Source organism: Vibrio sp. 1F255 (assembly GCF_041439145.1).
Classification (GTDB): Bacteria; Pseudomonadota; Gammaproteobacteria; order Enterobacterales; family Vibrionaceae; genus Vibrio; species Vibrio crassostreae_C.
Window position 1 is genome coordinate 17,783 of sequence record NZ_JBGONQ010000021.1, and the last position, 13,831, is coordinate 31,613.

Here is a 13,831-nt window from a genome sequence, read left to right on the forward strand (position 1 = left end):
TCGGGACAATAACCACAAGCGCAGATCGAAAGGTCTGCGCTTTTTTTGGTGGTGAGTGTGGTGTAGGGATCACCGTATAATGGATGTGTGTATAACAAACTTTTGGACATAGAACGACTTAGACCTATAGCTCTAAACCTTTTATACAAGATTAGAAAAAGTATCTTGAAACCTTAAAAGTTTGTTATTAAAACTATTCGTATGGTTGATACCAATACTTTTTATTATCGATCATTCTTACGCGCTCTAAACCTACAGTATGTTCACTCCTTATTACTTGATAAAACTGTGTAGGTTTTTTGTGATAGCGCAAAAGGTGCCCAACCGCTGTTTTAGTTTCGACAGTTGTTCTCAGCCCAAAAGTAACACTAGTGATAGCATCAATATTGAGTTTATATACACAGCCCCCTATATCTGGACACAGAAACCTCCATTCTTTTTCGTATTCCCAATCAGAGGATTTTGTAGAGAGCATCCTATAAAAAAGTTCCATTAGAGAATAATGGCAGTTTGACATTCCAGTCATAGCAAACAATAGATACGCGTTCCTTACAATGTCTATTTCATTTTTATATGTAACTTTACGCAACCAGTCCCCCGCTCCGTTTGGAGATTCTGGAGCCAATATCTCGGGGTCGTAACCAAGACAAATTCCTTTATGTTCATCTCCATAATGAGACCACATAGTGGTACTTATCGGGTCTTCAGATAACGACAAAATACCAACACTATCAGATGTCTCATCCCAAAATCTGCAAAATTGATTAACTTTATCTTTGAGATAATCGTTAGGTTTACCATTGATAAATAAGCTATCAATAAATTCTGGGTCGAGTACTTCTTCTTTGGAATTAAGAGAACTAGACATGAAGTGGGAAAGGGCTTCCTTAAATTGCTTTGAGTTGACATCTGATTTACTTAACTTAAGTTGGGCATCAAAAGGATCATTTAATTGAGAAGGTTTAGGAATCCAAAGCCCTTTATTTAATAAGCTTAACACCGAGTATTTTCCGAAATCTCGGTACTTAAATAACTCTTTTGGTATATTCACTGTACGCCCTACTAGAAGTGTTAACGATTATAGATGGATTGATATAAGTCTAATCTCATAGGTATTGTGCAGCTTAGAAAAAGTAGGTCAAACTACCGCATCGTGATTTGTGAGGTTGAGCGTCGCTAGCTCGGAAAGGGGCAATAATGATTCCCAGAACATACAAAAAAGCCGCTGGATTGAACCCCAGCGGCTTATTATTTTCTAGCATCTAGCATCTAGCATCTAGCATCTAGCATCTAGCGCTTAGATTAGTTGTTGCTGTGTAGTTCGCTGTTTAGCTCAACAGCAGACTTGTTCGCTAGGCACTCGATTTGGCCTGTGATTGAGTTGCGACGGAACAGAAGATCAGAAACGCCAGCTAGATCGCGAGCTTTAATGATCTCTACTTCGTTGCCTTCTTTATCTAACATGCGAACCTTAGTACCCGCAGTCACGTAAAGACCAGACTCAACCGTACAACGGTCGCCCATAGGGAAGCCAAGACCAGCGTTTGCGCCTAGTAGGCAGTTTTCGCCGATAGAGATAACCATCGTACCGCCACCAGACAGAGTACCCATGATAGAAGCGCCGCCGCCGATGTCTGAACCGTTACCTACAACAACACCCGCAGAGATACGACCTTCAACCATGCTCACGCCAGTTGTACCAGCATTGAAGTTGATGAAACCTTCGTGCATTACTGTTGTGCCTTCGCCTACGTGTGCGCCAAGACGAACACGAGAAGTGTCAGCAATACGAATACCTGTTGGTACTACGTAGTCCACCATTTTAGGGAACTTGTCTACGCAATCTACAGACAGAGCACGACCTGCAAGGCGAGCTTCGATTTGACGCTCAGCCAGCTCAGGTAGGTCGATAGGGCCTTCGTTTGTCCATGCGATGTTGTGCAGTAGACCGAAGATGCCGTCCAGTACCGTACCGTGTGGTTGTACTAGGCGGTTAGAGATAAGTTGTAGCTTTAGGAAGCCTTCAGCAACTGATGCTGGCTTCTCGTCAGTAGCAAGAACAACAAGAACAAGTGGCTGTTCAGACGCTGCCGCTTTTTCTGCTAAAGATGCGTTAGCTGCATCATCGTTTGCTGCGAATGCCTTCGCCAGTTCTGCGCTTTGTGCAGCAGAGATTTCGATAGCTTGGTTGCCTTCAGAGTAACCTGATACTTCTGCCACAGCCGCTACAAGAGCGTCGCTTGGGTTTAGAAGTGGGTTAGGGAAGAACGCTTCAATGATTTTATTGTCGCGATTTTTGGTTGCCGTACCGAAGGCTAGTGAAAAATAAGCCATGTTGAATCTCCATGTGTTGAGTCTTGATTTTGCTATTCCAAAACAACGGCTCGAATAACAAGCGCTGCCGTTAGCAAAGTTAATTTAATTGCGTTCATCATAAAGAGAGCGCCCTCGTTATGAAAGGGCGTATCGGGATAAAGTCTGTAAAATGATATTGCTTGTCTTTTGAGAGATAGTTTTCATTATCCGGATATTATACCTCGCTCTTAAATATGGGCGTTCTTACTTAAGTAGCGCGGTGCCATTTCATTTCCATGCCTGACACTTATCTTTAGTCCATCCTCTTGTTAGCCGTATCAATAGAGTGAGTCACACTTTCTTTATAAATTCATGTTTATTATCAGAATTATTCGACTTCTGTTGATTAATCGCTTGTGCCTACAGTTAGGGTAAATACTCAACTTTCCAGACATGTAATTAAGAGAACGATCACTAAAACCCTGCAAGATGTCAGTATATTGCCTGCCATAACGACATTAAAACGATTAATAAAGGATCTTCTATGAATTTTACTAAGTCTTTACTGGTGTTATCTATCGGCGTAGCGATGGTTGGTTGTGGCTCGGACAGTGACGATATCGCAGTGACATGTGACACTGCCGCTTCTTGTACCAAGTTTACTGTTTTACATACCAACGATAACCATGGTCGCTTCTGGGAAAATAGTAAGGGTGAGTATGGAATGGCGGCTCGTAAGACGTTGATTGATAGTATTCGTGCGGAAGTGACTCAAAACGGTGGTGAGACGATCCTACTGTCCGGTGGTGACATTAATACTGGTGTTCCAGAGTCTGATATGCAGGATGCGATACCAGATTTTGTTGGCATGAACCTTCTTGGTTACGATGCGATGGCATTAGGTAACCATGAATTCGACAACACCTTGGATGTGCTTGAGATGCAATCTGAGCTAGCTGACTTCCCGATGCTTGCGGCGAATATTTATATCAAAGATGGAGACACAGTTACTGATGAACGCCTTTTCTCTCCATATAAAGTATTCACCATTAATGGTTTAAAGATTGCTGTTATTGGCCTGACAACCAAAGATACGGCTAAATTAGTTAATCCTGACAACGTCGCGACAATTCACTTTGCCGACCCACAAGTTGAAATCAAAAAAGCCATAAAAGAAATAGAGGCCAATGAAACGGTTGACCTGATTTTTGCTACCACGCATATGGGGCATTACGCAGATGGTCAGCATGGTAGTGAAGCGCCTGGCGATGTATTGCTTGCTCGCTCTCTAGAAGAAGGTCAGCTAGATGCAATTATTGGTGGACACTCTCAAAACCCTGTTTGTATGGAAGGCAATGAATACGCCGACTTCAACCCAGGGGATGACTGCAAACCTGATCAGCAAAATGGTACCTACATCATGCAAGCTCACGAGTGGGGTAAGTATGTAGGCAGAGCTGACTTTGAGTTTTATGACGGCAAACTGCATTTAGCGAAGTACGATCTGGTTCCTGTGAACCTAAAAGAGAAGGATGAAAACGGTGATTATCAGTTTATTCAATCTGAAATAAAGCCTGATGCAGATGTAAAAGCTACTCTCTACCCATATCAACAACAAGGGCAAGATCTCCTCGATGTCATCATCTCAAAGACAGATGCAAAACTGGAAGGTGATCGTGATGTTGTTCGTTCAGAACAAACTAATCTTGGTCACTTGTTAGGAGAAGCATACCGCACTTATGAATTGGTGAATGCTGACTTTGGTGTAATGAACTCTGGTGGTGTCCGTGACTCAATTGCGGCAGGAGACATTGCTTATCGTGATGTACTGACGGTTCAACCTTTCGGGAACTTCGTGACTAAAGCAACGATGACAGGTGCTGAAGTAAAAGCGTATTTGGACGTTGTTGCGACGAAGACTGCAGGATCCGGCGCTTATGCCCAACTCGACAATATCAGCTTAACGGTTGACTGCGATTTGAGTGATGTGACCATTCGAGACATCAATGGCAAAGGTTTTGATTTAGCAGACACTTACACGTTCTCCGTGATCAGTTTCAGTGCGGCTGGTGGTGATGACTACCCAGTAATTGACGTTGAATCGACACAGTTAACGGATGCCTCGGTACTGCGCGAATTCTTTGTTAAGAACCCTGATGTCACTGCAGCGAATTACGCACCAGCGGATGGTGATCTAATCTACATGAGTAAAGGTTTAGAAGTAAAAGGCTGCCCTGCGAACTAATTTATAATTCGTAAACAAAAGCGCCAAAGAAAATAGCCAGCGAATCGCTGGCTATTTTTGTATCAGAAATTTGTTGTTCTGAGCTGAAACAAACAGTGCCTTATAAGCTTGCTCAATCCCTTCAATCAACATCTGCATACCGATTACCGCGAGTATCAACCCCATCATTCGAGTAATCACGTTCAGTGCGCTTGGTCCAACGGCTTTAACGAAGCGCTCGCCAAATACAAACAATACGTAGGTTAAGGCGCATAGTAGGCCAAAGGCGACGATGGTTTCGTAGATGCCTTCGGTGCTGGCAAAGTTCATCGCGGTGGCAATGGTGCCCGGTCCGGCTAATATTGGCATTGCCAGTGGCGAGACGGCGATACTGAGCGCCGCATCTTGTTGAGCGTCTGAGTTGACCTTCTCTTTTGCTTTAGAGTGTGTTGAGTCACCTTGCAGCATATGAAAGCCAATCAAGAACACGAGGATCCCGCCGGTGATACGAAGCGCGTAAAGCGTGATATCAAAGAGGTCGAAGATGAGTTTACCCGAGACAGCAAAGGTGCTGACGATGATGAAGGCGATGAACACTGAGCGGAAAGCGATAGACTTGACCGTTTCCCTATCATTATCACCTGTTAATCAAAGAAAGATCGGTGTGTTGGCGATAGGGTTCATGATGGCAAAAAAGCCCATGAACACGGTAATGGTATGAATGATGAGCTCTTTCATATTATTCCTTTGAAAATATGTAGTTAAATACGACAGCAGAATGTATTTAATCTTAGATACAAATAATTATTAGAAATAGATAGTAGAGCAAGTGTGAATAAAAAACAGCCAGCATAAGGCTGGCTGTTTGGTTTTAGTGATAGGTGTAGAGTTTTAGTCGTCCGTTATTGCTTGATTCTCAACTAACAGACTCTACATAACAGGCAGATTGTGGGACTCACTTTGTCGTTATGCGTGTTGAGATTCACTCACTGCCACAGCCAATGCAACCGTCGCTCCGACCATTGGGTTGTTGCCCATGCCGATGAAGCCCATCATCGCCACGTGAGCAGGAACTGAAGAGCTACCTGCGAACTGAGCATCAGCGTGCATTCTGCCCATGGTATCGGTCATGCCGTAAGACGCTGGGCCTGCTGCTACGTTATCTGGGTGCAATGTTCGACCTGTACCGCCACCTGAAGCAACTGAGAAGTATGGCAAACCTTGGCGAGTGCGTTCTGCTTTGTAGATACCCGCTACTGGGTGTTGGAAGCGTGTTGGGTTGGTTGAGTTACCCGTGATACTCACATCCACTTCTTCTCTGTGCATGATCGCTACACCTTCACGTACATCATCAGCGCCGTAACACAAGATCTCGCCACGAGGGCCTTGTGAGAAGCGGCGACGTTCTGTTTCAACTAGCTCACCCGTTTGGTAATCAAATTGAGTGCGAACATAAGTAAAGCCATTGATGCGAGAGATTAGGTAAGCGGCATCTTTACCTAGACCGTTCAAGATAACTTTCAATGGTGTTTTGCGTGATTTGTTCACGTTCAGTGCAATCTTGATCGCACCTTCTGCAGCAGCAAAAGACTCATGGCCTGCAAGGAAAGCAAAGCAGTGGCTCTCTTCATTGAGAAGGCGAGCAGCCAGTGCGCCATGGCCGATACCGACTTGGCGTTGCTCCGCAACACTGCCGGGTTTTGTGAATGCTTGAAGGCCTTCACCAATGATATTCGCTGCTTGTTCTGCGTTGTTCGCTTTACGGAACAGAGCCAATGCTGCACCAAGAGTGTAAGCGTCAGCTGCGCTTTCAAATGCGATAGGTTGAGTGTCCATCACTAATGCTTTTGGATCGACATTGTGTGATAAACAGTATTGGTTTGCTTGCTCCAACGAGTCGAAGTTCATTTCTGCCAATACGCGAGTTACTGATTCATTAAATTGAGTGTTCATCATATCTTTCCTCTTTTATTGGCAAAAATTATTGTTGGCGTGGGTTAATGGTGGTCACGGCTTCGTCGAAGCGACCATAAGTCCCTGTCGCAAGGTCAGCAGCTTCATTCGCTGGTACGCCTTGGTTAATCGCCTTCATCATTTTGCCGAGGTTGAGATATTCATAGCCAATCACTTCGCTGTGATCATCAAGTGCAAGCTTAGTTACGTAACCTTCTGCAAGTTCTAGGTAACGAACGCCTTTCGCTGAGGTTGAATAACTGGTGCCGACTTGGCTACGCTGTGTTTGACCTAAGTCTTCCAATGCTGCGCCGATTTCTAGGCCACCTTCAGAGAAAGCAGACTGAGTTCGACCGTAAACAAACTGCAGGAAGATTTCGCGCATCGCTACGTTGATAACGTCACATACTAAGTCAGTATTCAGCGCTTCTAGAATGGTTTTTCCGGTGAGGATTTCCGCAGCCATCGCGGCAGATTGAGTCATACCTGAACAACCAATCGTTTCGATTAATGCTTCTTCGATGATGCCGTTTTTTACGTTAAGAGTCAGTTTTGCAGCACCTTGTTGTGGTGCACAAGTGCCAACACCGTGGCTTAAGCCAGAAATAGCGATGACATCTTTTGGGCTAACCATTGCGCCTTCAACTGGAATTGGAGCTGAATTGTGAAGATCACCCCTTTGAATAGGGCACATTGATTGAATTTCTGAAGAGTAGTGCATAATGTTTTCTCACTTATAGAGCCATTTAAGGCCTAGGGCGTTGAGAAAACAGGACGTGTTGGAAGAGGTGCGGCTAATTCACTACAGATCTTGAGTATCGATAATCCAAAGGTGTCATGGAACTTGGTCTTAATAGACTAAGTCCATTTCAAAATGGAGGAATAGCGATACGTCCAACAGTATTACCTGTTTTCGATTCTGTAGGAGTCATTAGCACTGTTCGGAAAGAACGGGCGGTTGAAGCAAAAGCTTAGGTGGAACCCCATCACCTGATGGCTATAGATTAGATCTTCCTCACACTTTCATGCAAGCGAATGTTTAGAGCGATTTCGACTATAAACAAGCTTCATTATATTTCGATAAGTATAAAAAAACGCCAATAACGAACTCTGATTAGAGGCGTCATTGACGTTTTTTAGAAAGGTATCAGCTAGTTAAGCTGCATCTTCTTCTGCGTCTTCAACAGCTTCAAGCTTCTTAGCTTTTTTCGGAGCTGGCTTACGCTTAGCACCTAATGCGTAAAGAACTTCTTCTTTGTTCTTCGCTAGGTACATTGCAAGTTCTTCTTGCTTGCCTTCATCTTCAACTAAATCGCTTTTGCCTAACAGTTCAAAAAGCTCATCAGCCATATCCAGCATTTTGTCGTATGCGTCAGCTTCGGCTTTAGAGGTAAAAGTCATTTTCTCTTCTCCGTTGCGTTCCACCACGTACTTGACGATAACAGCCATGGTTAATCCTCTAAGTTTGATAAATTTTACTGGCTTTTTATACAGTTTCTGATGTTAAAAGTCCAGTTGGAGCCCGTACTATGCGGCCTCAATCTTGATGTGCCGCCCAGTCTTCACAATAACTCATGAAAGATTTCAGCAGTGGGCTTTGATATTTGTCTTTATGGACCAGCATCCAGAATCGGCGTTTCATATCAAGTGGCACATTAAGCGCTTTTACTCGGCCTGAATCGATCGCTCGCTGAGCAGCTAAACGGGACAAACAGGCAAAGCCAAGACCGGCAGAAACAGAGTTGATGATCGCTTCAGTGGTGTTGAGTTCAAAAGATTCATACCAATGTTCGATGCGCGGTGCGACGGCACGAAGGAAAAACTCGCGAGTCCCTGAGCCTGATTCACGTAAAATCCAATGGCTGTCTTCCAAATCGCTTAAAATCACTTTTTCTTTGGCAACGAGAGGATGTTGATTACTAACAATAATACACATTTCATCGCTGCTAAACTGACTCGAAATGAGTTCAGGGTGTAATGTTTTTCCTTCAATTAGCGCGATATCAAGTTCATAATCCACCAACTTTTGGCAGATCAGGGCACTGTTTGAAATGAACAAGCTTTGATCCTGATGTTGAGTTCGTTCGCGAAAGCCTGACAAAATAAACGGTGCGACCTGATTACCAATCGTGTCACTCGCGCCGACCTTTAGATTGCCACTTAAAGGCTGATCATCACGGAACAAAACATCAATACCAGCAGCACGATGTAATATTTCATCCGCCAATGGAAGTAACTTATGTCCCTCTTGGTTGAGAATTAATCGGTTGTTGACCCGGTCAAATAGAGAGTGGCCGAGTTGTTTCTCCATTTCGCCTAGTGCCATGCTGACCGCAGCTTTAGACAGAAACAGAGCCTCAGAGGCAGCAGTCAATGTCGAGTGCTGAGTAATAGTGACGAACACTTTGAGCTGTTTTATTGAAATATTAGCCATCAGATTCCTAGTTTTACTCTGCTGGTGAAAATGGATTCTGTTCAGTATTGATGAACACTTGTTATATATAATTGGATATTGTTTAACGAAGCGCAAGCGTATTATGGCTTCAACAAGCTGATGAGTTCACAAGTTTAGTGAATTAGGTTTAAGAGAGGCTGACATGATTCAACGTATTAAATATAGATTAACAGGAGCTCCAACACCCATGGCAGGGTTAGCACTCGCAATTGCAAGCTTAGGCTGGTGTTGGGATGGTGTTCTAGTCGCACAAGGTATCTTACACACACCGGGTTTGGTGCAGTGGATCAGTGCTGGCATTGCGGCGGTATTACTTCTTGTTTTAGCTGTGAAATTTTTGATTCATGGTCACCTATTGCGTGAAGATCTTGCTCACCCTGTTGTCGGCAGTGTGGTACCAACATTTGCAATGGGGTGCATGGTGGTGTCAGCGTCTTTGGCGCCAATCTCTCAATTCTTACAAGAAGCTATGTGGTTGGCTTCTGTGGCTTTGCATGTTGTGTTTCTAATGAGCTTTTTGTACCACAGAGCTAAAAACTTTGAGATTCACCACATGGTGCCAAGCTGGTTTGTGCCACCGATCGGTATTATCGTCGCTGACGTCTCTTTCTCAGGTAATCCAGTTTTAGAGCCAGTAGCTAATGCGACTTTGGTATTCGGCTTATTGGTTTACGCAGTAATGCTACCAATCATGGTTTACCGTTTGATCTTCTCTCACGAAGTGCCAGATGCTGCAAAACCAACGATTGCGATTATGGCAGCACCGGCAAGCCTATCTTTGGCGGGTTACTTAACCGTTACTGCTAACCCTTCACCTGTGATCATTGGTTTACTATTTGGTATTGCAGTGTTGATGACGTTCATTATCTATATGGCGTTTTTCAAACTACTTCGTCTTCCATTTAGCCCTGGTTATGCAGCGTTTACCTTCCCAATCGTGATTGGTGCAACAGCGTTATTTAAATTGGCTGCGTGGATGCAAGCACAAGGTATTGAAGCGCATTACATTAACCAAGTGTTTAACCTAGCTTATTTAGAGCTGATTGTTGCGACGTTGGTGGTAGGTTATGTGGCGGTTCGTTACTACATGAACTACAAACCTCACCGTGTTTTAAGTGCGGTAGCGGGCAGATTGTAAAGGGCAATAGTTCAAAAGATAAACGGAGCTTAAGTTTTCAGTATTTCATAAGCTTATATTCCTAATCCAAACTCGGCACTTATGCTAATCTGGCTTTATATTGTGGCAAGATTAGCGTGAGTGCACTTTGTTTACTGTTTACCATTCCAATAAAGTCGATACTTTAAAAATCCTTCTCGTTCATTTAATCAAAAGTGATCCTTTAGCCAACCCTTTCGAAAAAGAGCAGATCTTGGTTCAGAGCCCAGGTATGTCTCAATGGCTTAAGATGGAACTCGCCAAAGAGTTTGGTGTAGCAGCAAATATAGACTTTCCTCTTCCAGCAACCTTCATTTGGGATATGTTTACCCAAGTGCTTCCTGATGTACCTAAACGCAGTGCTTTTAACAAGGAAGCGATGACGTGGAAGCTGATGAGTTTGCTACCCGCTAAGCTTGACCACCCTGATTTCTTACCCTTACAACGCTATCTTGAAAACGACGAAGATGATTCGAAGCTGTATCAATTGGCTGAGAAGATTGCCGATATCTTCGATGGATACTTGGTATATCGTCCTGAGTGGATGGCGATGTGGGAAGCGGGCGAGCCCGTTACAGAATTGATTGATGGTGAAGGGCAGCAAGAACACCCTTGGCAGCCAATTTTGTGGAAGGCACTCTACGAGCAAACCCTGTCTCAAGGCCAATCGAAATATCACCGTGGTAACCTGTACCACGACTTCATTGAAGCGCTAGCCAACCAACAAGGTCAGCTACAACGCTTGCCGAAACGTCTGTTTGTGTTTGGTATATCGTCGCTGCCTCCTCGTTACATGGATGCCTTGAAAGCGCTGGGTGAGCAGATTGATGTTCACCTGATGTTTACCAACCCTTGCCAACATTACTGGGGCGATATTCGTGACCGTAAATACTTGGCTAGAGTGGAAGCGCAACGTCGTAAGCAGTTTGCTCTGATTGATGGCTTGCCTCAGCTAGAAGGCGAAGTCTCACCATTGAAAGACGGTATTGAAGCCAACGTTGAAGACGAACTGCATACTAGCCAAGCGGTAGGCAATAGCTTACTCGCATCTATGGGTAAGTTAGGTAGAGATAACCTGTTCTTGCTATCTCAATCAGACAGCGAAGAGCATGAGTTCTTTATTGATGTAGAGAGAGATAACCTGCTGCATCAACTGCAAGCCGACATTCTCCAGTTAGAAGAACACCAAGATGATCACATCTTAGACTCCAGCAACCACAAACAAGTGGTTGAGCTGGGTGATCGCTCATTGACGGTACATGCTTGTCACAGCCCAATGCGTGAGGTTGAAGTTCTTCATGATCAGCTGTTAGCAATGTTTGACGCTGACCCGACATTAAAGCCACGCGACATTATCGTGATGGTGGCAGACATCAATGCTTACAGCCCTGCGATTCAGGCGGTATTTGGTAATGCTCCGGGTGAGCGTTATATCCCTTACTCGATCTCGGATCGAACGGCAGACCAAGAGAGCCCGATTCTGACCGCGTTCATGCAGTTGGTCGCGCTACCGAATACGCGTTGTTTAGCGTCTGAGTTGTTAGAGCTACTAGAAATCCCAGCGATGATGGCACGCTTTGGCATTGATGAATTTCAATTCGAGCAAGCTAAGCAGTGGGTTGAAGAAGCAGGCATCCGTTGGGGTGTCGATTCGTCTACCGCAACTGAGTTTGATTTGCCTGCCACCGAGCAAAATACCTGGCTATTTGGTATCCAGCGAATGTTATTGGGTTATGCGATGTCGGATTCTGCGGGTCTGTTTGAAACCGAACACTCTCCAATTGCAGCTTATAACGAAGTTCAGGGCATTAACGCTGAACTTGCAGGTAAGTTAGCGCACTTTATTGACCGTATTGCCCATTACCGTCAACGCCTTACTGAGACGCAATCCATCGATATGTGGCGTGAAACCTTGCTGCAAATGATTGACGATTTCTTTGCCGTTGAGCTAGAAGGCGAGGTGGTGCTTAAGTCGATTCGTGATGCACTTTCTCAACTGAATGAACAGCTTGATGATGCCTTGTACGAACAAGAGCTATCGCCAAGCATCATTTATCAGTACTTAAACAATAAACTGTCGGGCGCGCGTATCAGTCAGCGTTTCTTAGCGGGGCAAGTGAATTTCTGTACTCTGATGCCGATGCGTTCTATCCCGTTCAAAACCGTTTGTCTATTAGGCATGAATGACGGTGTTTACCCACGCTCAATGCCGCCGGAAGGTTTTGATTTGATGAACGGACGCACTCGTCCGGGAGATCGTTCTCGTCGTGATGATGACCGTTACCTATTCTTAGAAGCGATGTTGTCGGCGCAAGAGTGTTTATACATCAGTTATGTCGGCCGCTCGATTCAAGATAATACTGAGCGAGTACCATCGGTATTGGTTTCTGAGTTGATTGAGTACTGCCACCAGAACTACTGCCTAAGTGCAGATCAAGCGTTACCAAGTGATGATTCTGGTATCAAACTGACTCAAGCAATCAGCTTTGAACACACCATGACACCATTTAGCCCAGCAGCCTTTACGCAAGGTGATGCAGGTCATGTATTGAGCTACGCCAAAGAATGGCTTCCTGCGGCAAATCGTTCTGGTGAGCGCAGTGGTGAATTCAATCGTGCATTGGATGACTATTTGTTGGGGGCAACGTACCCGTTGGAATTGGACCTGGTTGAGTTACAGCGTTTTTGGCGTTTGCCAGTGCAGTACTTCTTTAATCGCCGTCTCAAAGTGGTGTTTGAACCGCCACTTCCTGTAATGGAAGACGATGAGCCATTCGTACTCAATGGACTAGAGAGCTTCCAGCTTAAAGATGCGCTGCTGCAAGTGTTGCTGGACCACCCAGAAGGTGCAGACGAAGCGGTGCGACTGTTTGTCTCTGAGCAAAAAGCCCAAGGTCGATTACCGGTCGGCGCCTTTGGTGACATCGAATTTGAAACCAATCGTGTTCAAGCGGAAGACTTAGCCAAAGAGATTAGATTTGTGAGCGGATCACCGCAGCAAGATCTCGAAGTGAATATCGAGTTTGACGTGTTAGGCGAAGGTAAGCCTGTTCGCTTGATGGGGTGGTTAACTCAAAACTATCAATCAGGTCTAGTGCGTTTCCGTAGCGGCAAAATACGCTCTCAAGATTACTTGGCTGCGTGGATTGATCATCTATCCTGCGCTGTTATGGGACACGGAAAAACGACCCATATTATTGGCTATGACAGAAAAGAGGGCGTGGTTCACCAAACGCTACAACCTATCGGCGATGCGCAGCAAGCGAAGAGTATATTAGCTGAGTTAGTACGACTGTTTTATCAAGGTATGACTGCACCATTGCCATACTTCCCGAAAACGGCATTAGCTGGTGTTGAAGCGGGCTTTAGCCGTGGTAAGTGGGTCGATGATGAAGAAAAGTCACTCAAGAAAATGGCCGATACCTTTAATGACAGCTTCGCCTTCACGGGCGAGGGTAGAGATACCTACATCTCACGAATCTGGTCTAAATGGGACGATGAATTGGCTACTGAGTCGCGTATGTATTCAACGCTTGTGCTACAGGCGGCAAGGTTGGCTACTGCCGATCTGGAAGATCAGGAGTAGGTGGCTGTGATCGACAAGATCAATAGCGAGTGCGCTGAATTAATGAAAGACAAAAGAGAGTCGCTGGTAAGCGTTTGGTACGCTTGCTTTCAAGATGAAGGGAATCAAGGTGAATAGAAGCAAGGTACAGGAAATAAAGTGGCCGCCAGTAAATCATTATTA

At 44.8% G+C, this 13,831-nt stretch carries 9 protein-coding genes, 1 pseudogene and 1 riboswitch; of the genes and pseudogenes, 3 read left to right on the forward strand and 7 right to left on the reverse strand.

Annotation, left to right across the window (positions count from 1 at the left end; all coding sequences use genetic code 11):
• Positions 1-193 precede the first annotated feature (193 nt).
• Complete coding sequence (locus ACED41_RS12785) at positions 194-1,051, reverse strand: DUF2971 domain-containing protein (RefSeq protein ID WP_371725093.1); 858 nt, start codon at positions 1,049-1,051, stop codon at positions 194-196.
• Between the two features lie 251 nt (positions 1,052-1,302).
• A complete protein-coding gene (gene dapD, locus ACED41_RS12790; RefSeq protein WP_371725094.1) occupies positions 1,303-2,334 on the reverse strand; it encodes a 2,3,4,5-tetrahydropyridine-2,6-dicarboxylate N-succinyltransferase in 1,032 nt (343 codons plus the stop codon).
• 505 nt (positions 2,335-2,839) lie between these two features.
• On the opposite strand from dapD, the gene ushA reads away from it, so the two are divergent.
• Entirely contained in the window at positions 2,840-4,540 is a 1,701-nt protein-coding gene (gene ushA / locus ACED41_RS12795) for a bifunctional UDP-sugar hydrolase/5'-nucleotidase UshA (protein WP_371725095.1), read from the forward strand.
• A gap of 51 nt (positions 4,541-4,591) precedes the next feature.
• Here ushA and ACED41_RS12800 read toward each other — a convergent pair.
• The 5 genes and pseudogenes from ACED41_RS12800 to ACED41_RS12820 form a co-directional block, all read right to left on the reverse strand.
• A pseudogene (locus ACED41_RS12800) lies at positions 4,592-5,257 on the reverse strand (MarC family protein).
• A 228-nt stretch (positions 5,258-5,485) separates the two neighbouring features.
• Positions 5,486-6,475 carry a GGGtGRT protein gene (locus ACED41_RS12805; RefSeq protein ID WP_065584394.1) on the reverse strand — a complete coding sequence of 330 codons (990 nt, stop codon included), beginning with the start codon at positions 6,473-6,475 and terminating at the stop codon, positions 5,486-5,488.
• Between the two features lie 25 nt (positions 6,476-6,500).
• Positions 6,501-7,193: an iron-sulfur cluster assembly scaffold protein gene (locus tag ACED41_RS12810; RefSeq protein WP_371725096.1), complete on the reverse strand. Its 693-nt coding sequence runs from the start codon at positions 7,191-7,193 to the stop codon at positions 6,501-6,503.
• Between the two features lie 194 nt (positions 7,194-7,387).
• Positions 7,388-7,472: riboswitch (Fluoride riboswitch) on the reverse strand.
• 155 nt (positions 7,473-7,627) lie between these two features.
• Entirely contained in the window at positions 7,628-7,921 is a 294-nt protein-coding gene (locus ACED41_RS12815) for a YebG family protein (RefSeq protein ID WP_008223840.1), read from the reverse strand.
• Between the two features lie 88 nt (positions 7,922-8,009).
• Positions 8,010-8,906 carry a LysR family transcriptional regulator gene (locus ACED41_RS12820; protein ID WP_017059889.1) on the reverse strand — a complete coding sequence of 299 codons (897 nt, stop codon included), beginning with the start codon at positions 8,904-8,906 and terminating at the stop codon, positions 8,010-8,012.
• A gap of 208 nt (positions 8,907-9,114) precedes the next feature.
• Between ACED41_RS12820 and ACED41_RS12825 the strand changes: the two genes are divergently transcribed.
• Positions 9,115-10,065, forward strand: coding sequence for a TDT family transporter (locus ACED41_RS12825; RefSeq protein WP_371725097.1), 951 nt, complete (start codon positions 9,115-9,117; stop codon positions 10,063-10,065).
• A gap of 127 nt (positions 10,066-10,192) precedes the next feature.
• Entirely contained in the window at positions 10,193-13,669 is a 3,477-nt protein-coding gene (gene recC / locus ACED41_RS12830; protein WP_371725098.1) for an exodeoxyribonuclease V subunit gamma, read from the forward strand.
• Positions 13,670-13,831 lie beyond the last annotated feature (162 nt).

What these genes read in the sequence shown, in the direction of transcription:
- dapD (WP_371725094.1), bottom strand. Translation starts at nt 2,334, where the DNA reads ATGGCTTATTTTTCACTAGCCTTCGGTACGGCAACCAAAAATCGCGAC.
- ushA (WP_371725095.1), top strand. Translation starts at nt 2,840, where the DNA reads ATGAATTTTACTAAGTCTTTACTGGTGTTATCTATCGGCGTAGCGATG.
- ACED41_RS12805 (WP_065584394.1), bottom strand. Translation starts at nt 6,475, where the DNA reads ATGATGAACACTCAATTTAATGAATCAGTAACTCGCGTATTGGCAGAA.
- ACED41_RS12810 (WP_371725096.1), bottom strand. Translation starts at nt 7,193, where the DNA reads ATGCACTACTCTTCAGAAATTCAATCAATGTGCCCTATTCAAAGGGGT.
- ACED41_RS12815 (WP_008223840.1), bottom strand. Translation starts at nt 7,921, where the DNA reads ATGGCTGTTATCGTCAAGTACGTGGTGGAACGCAACGGAGAAGAGAAA.
- ACED41_RS12820 (WP_017059889.1), bottom strand. Translation starts at nt 8,906, where the DNA reads ATGGCTAATATTTCAATAAAACAGCTCAAAGTGTTCGTCACTATTACT.
- ACED41_RS12825 (WP_371725097.1), top strand. Translation starts at nt 9,115, where the DNA reads ATGGCAGGGTTAGCACTCGCAATTGCAAGCTTAGGCTGGTGTTGGGAT.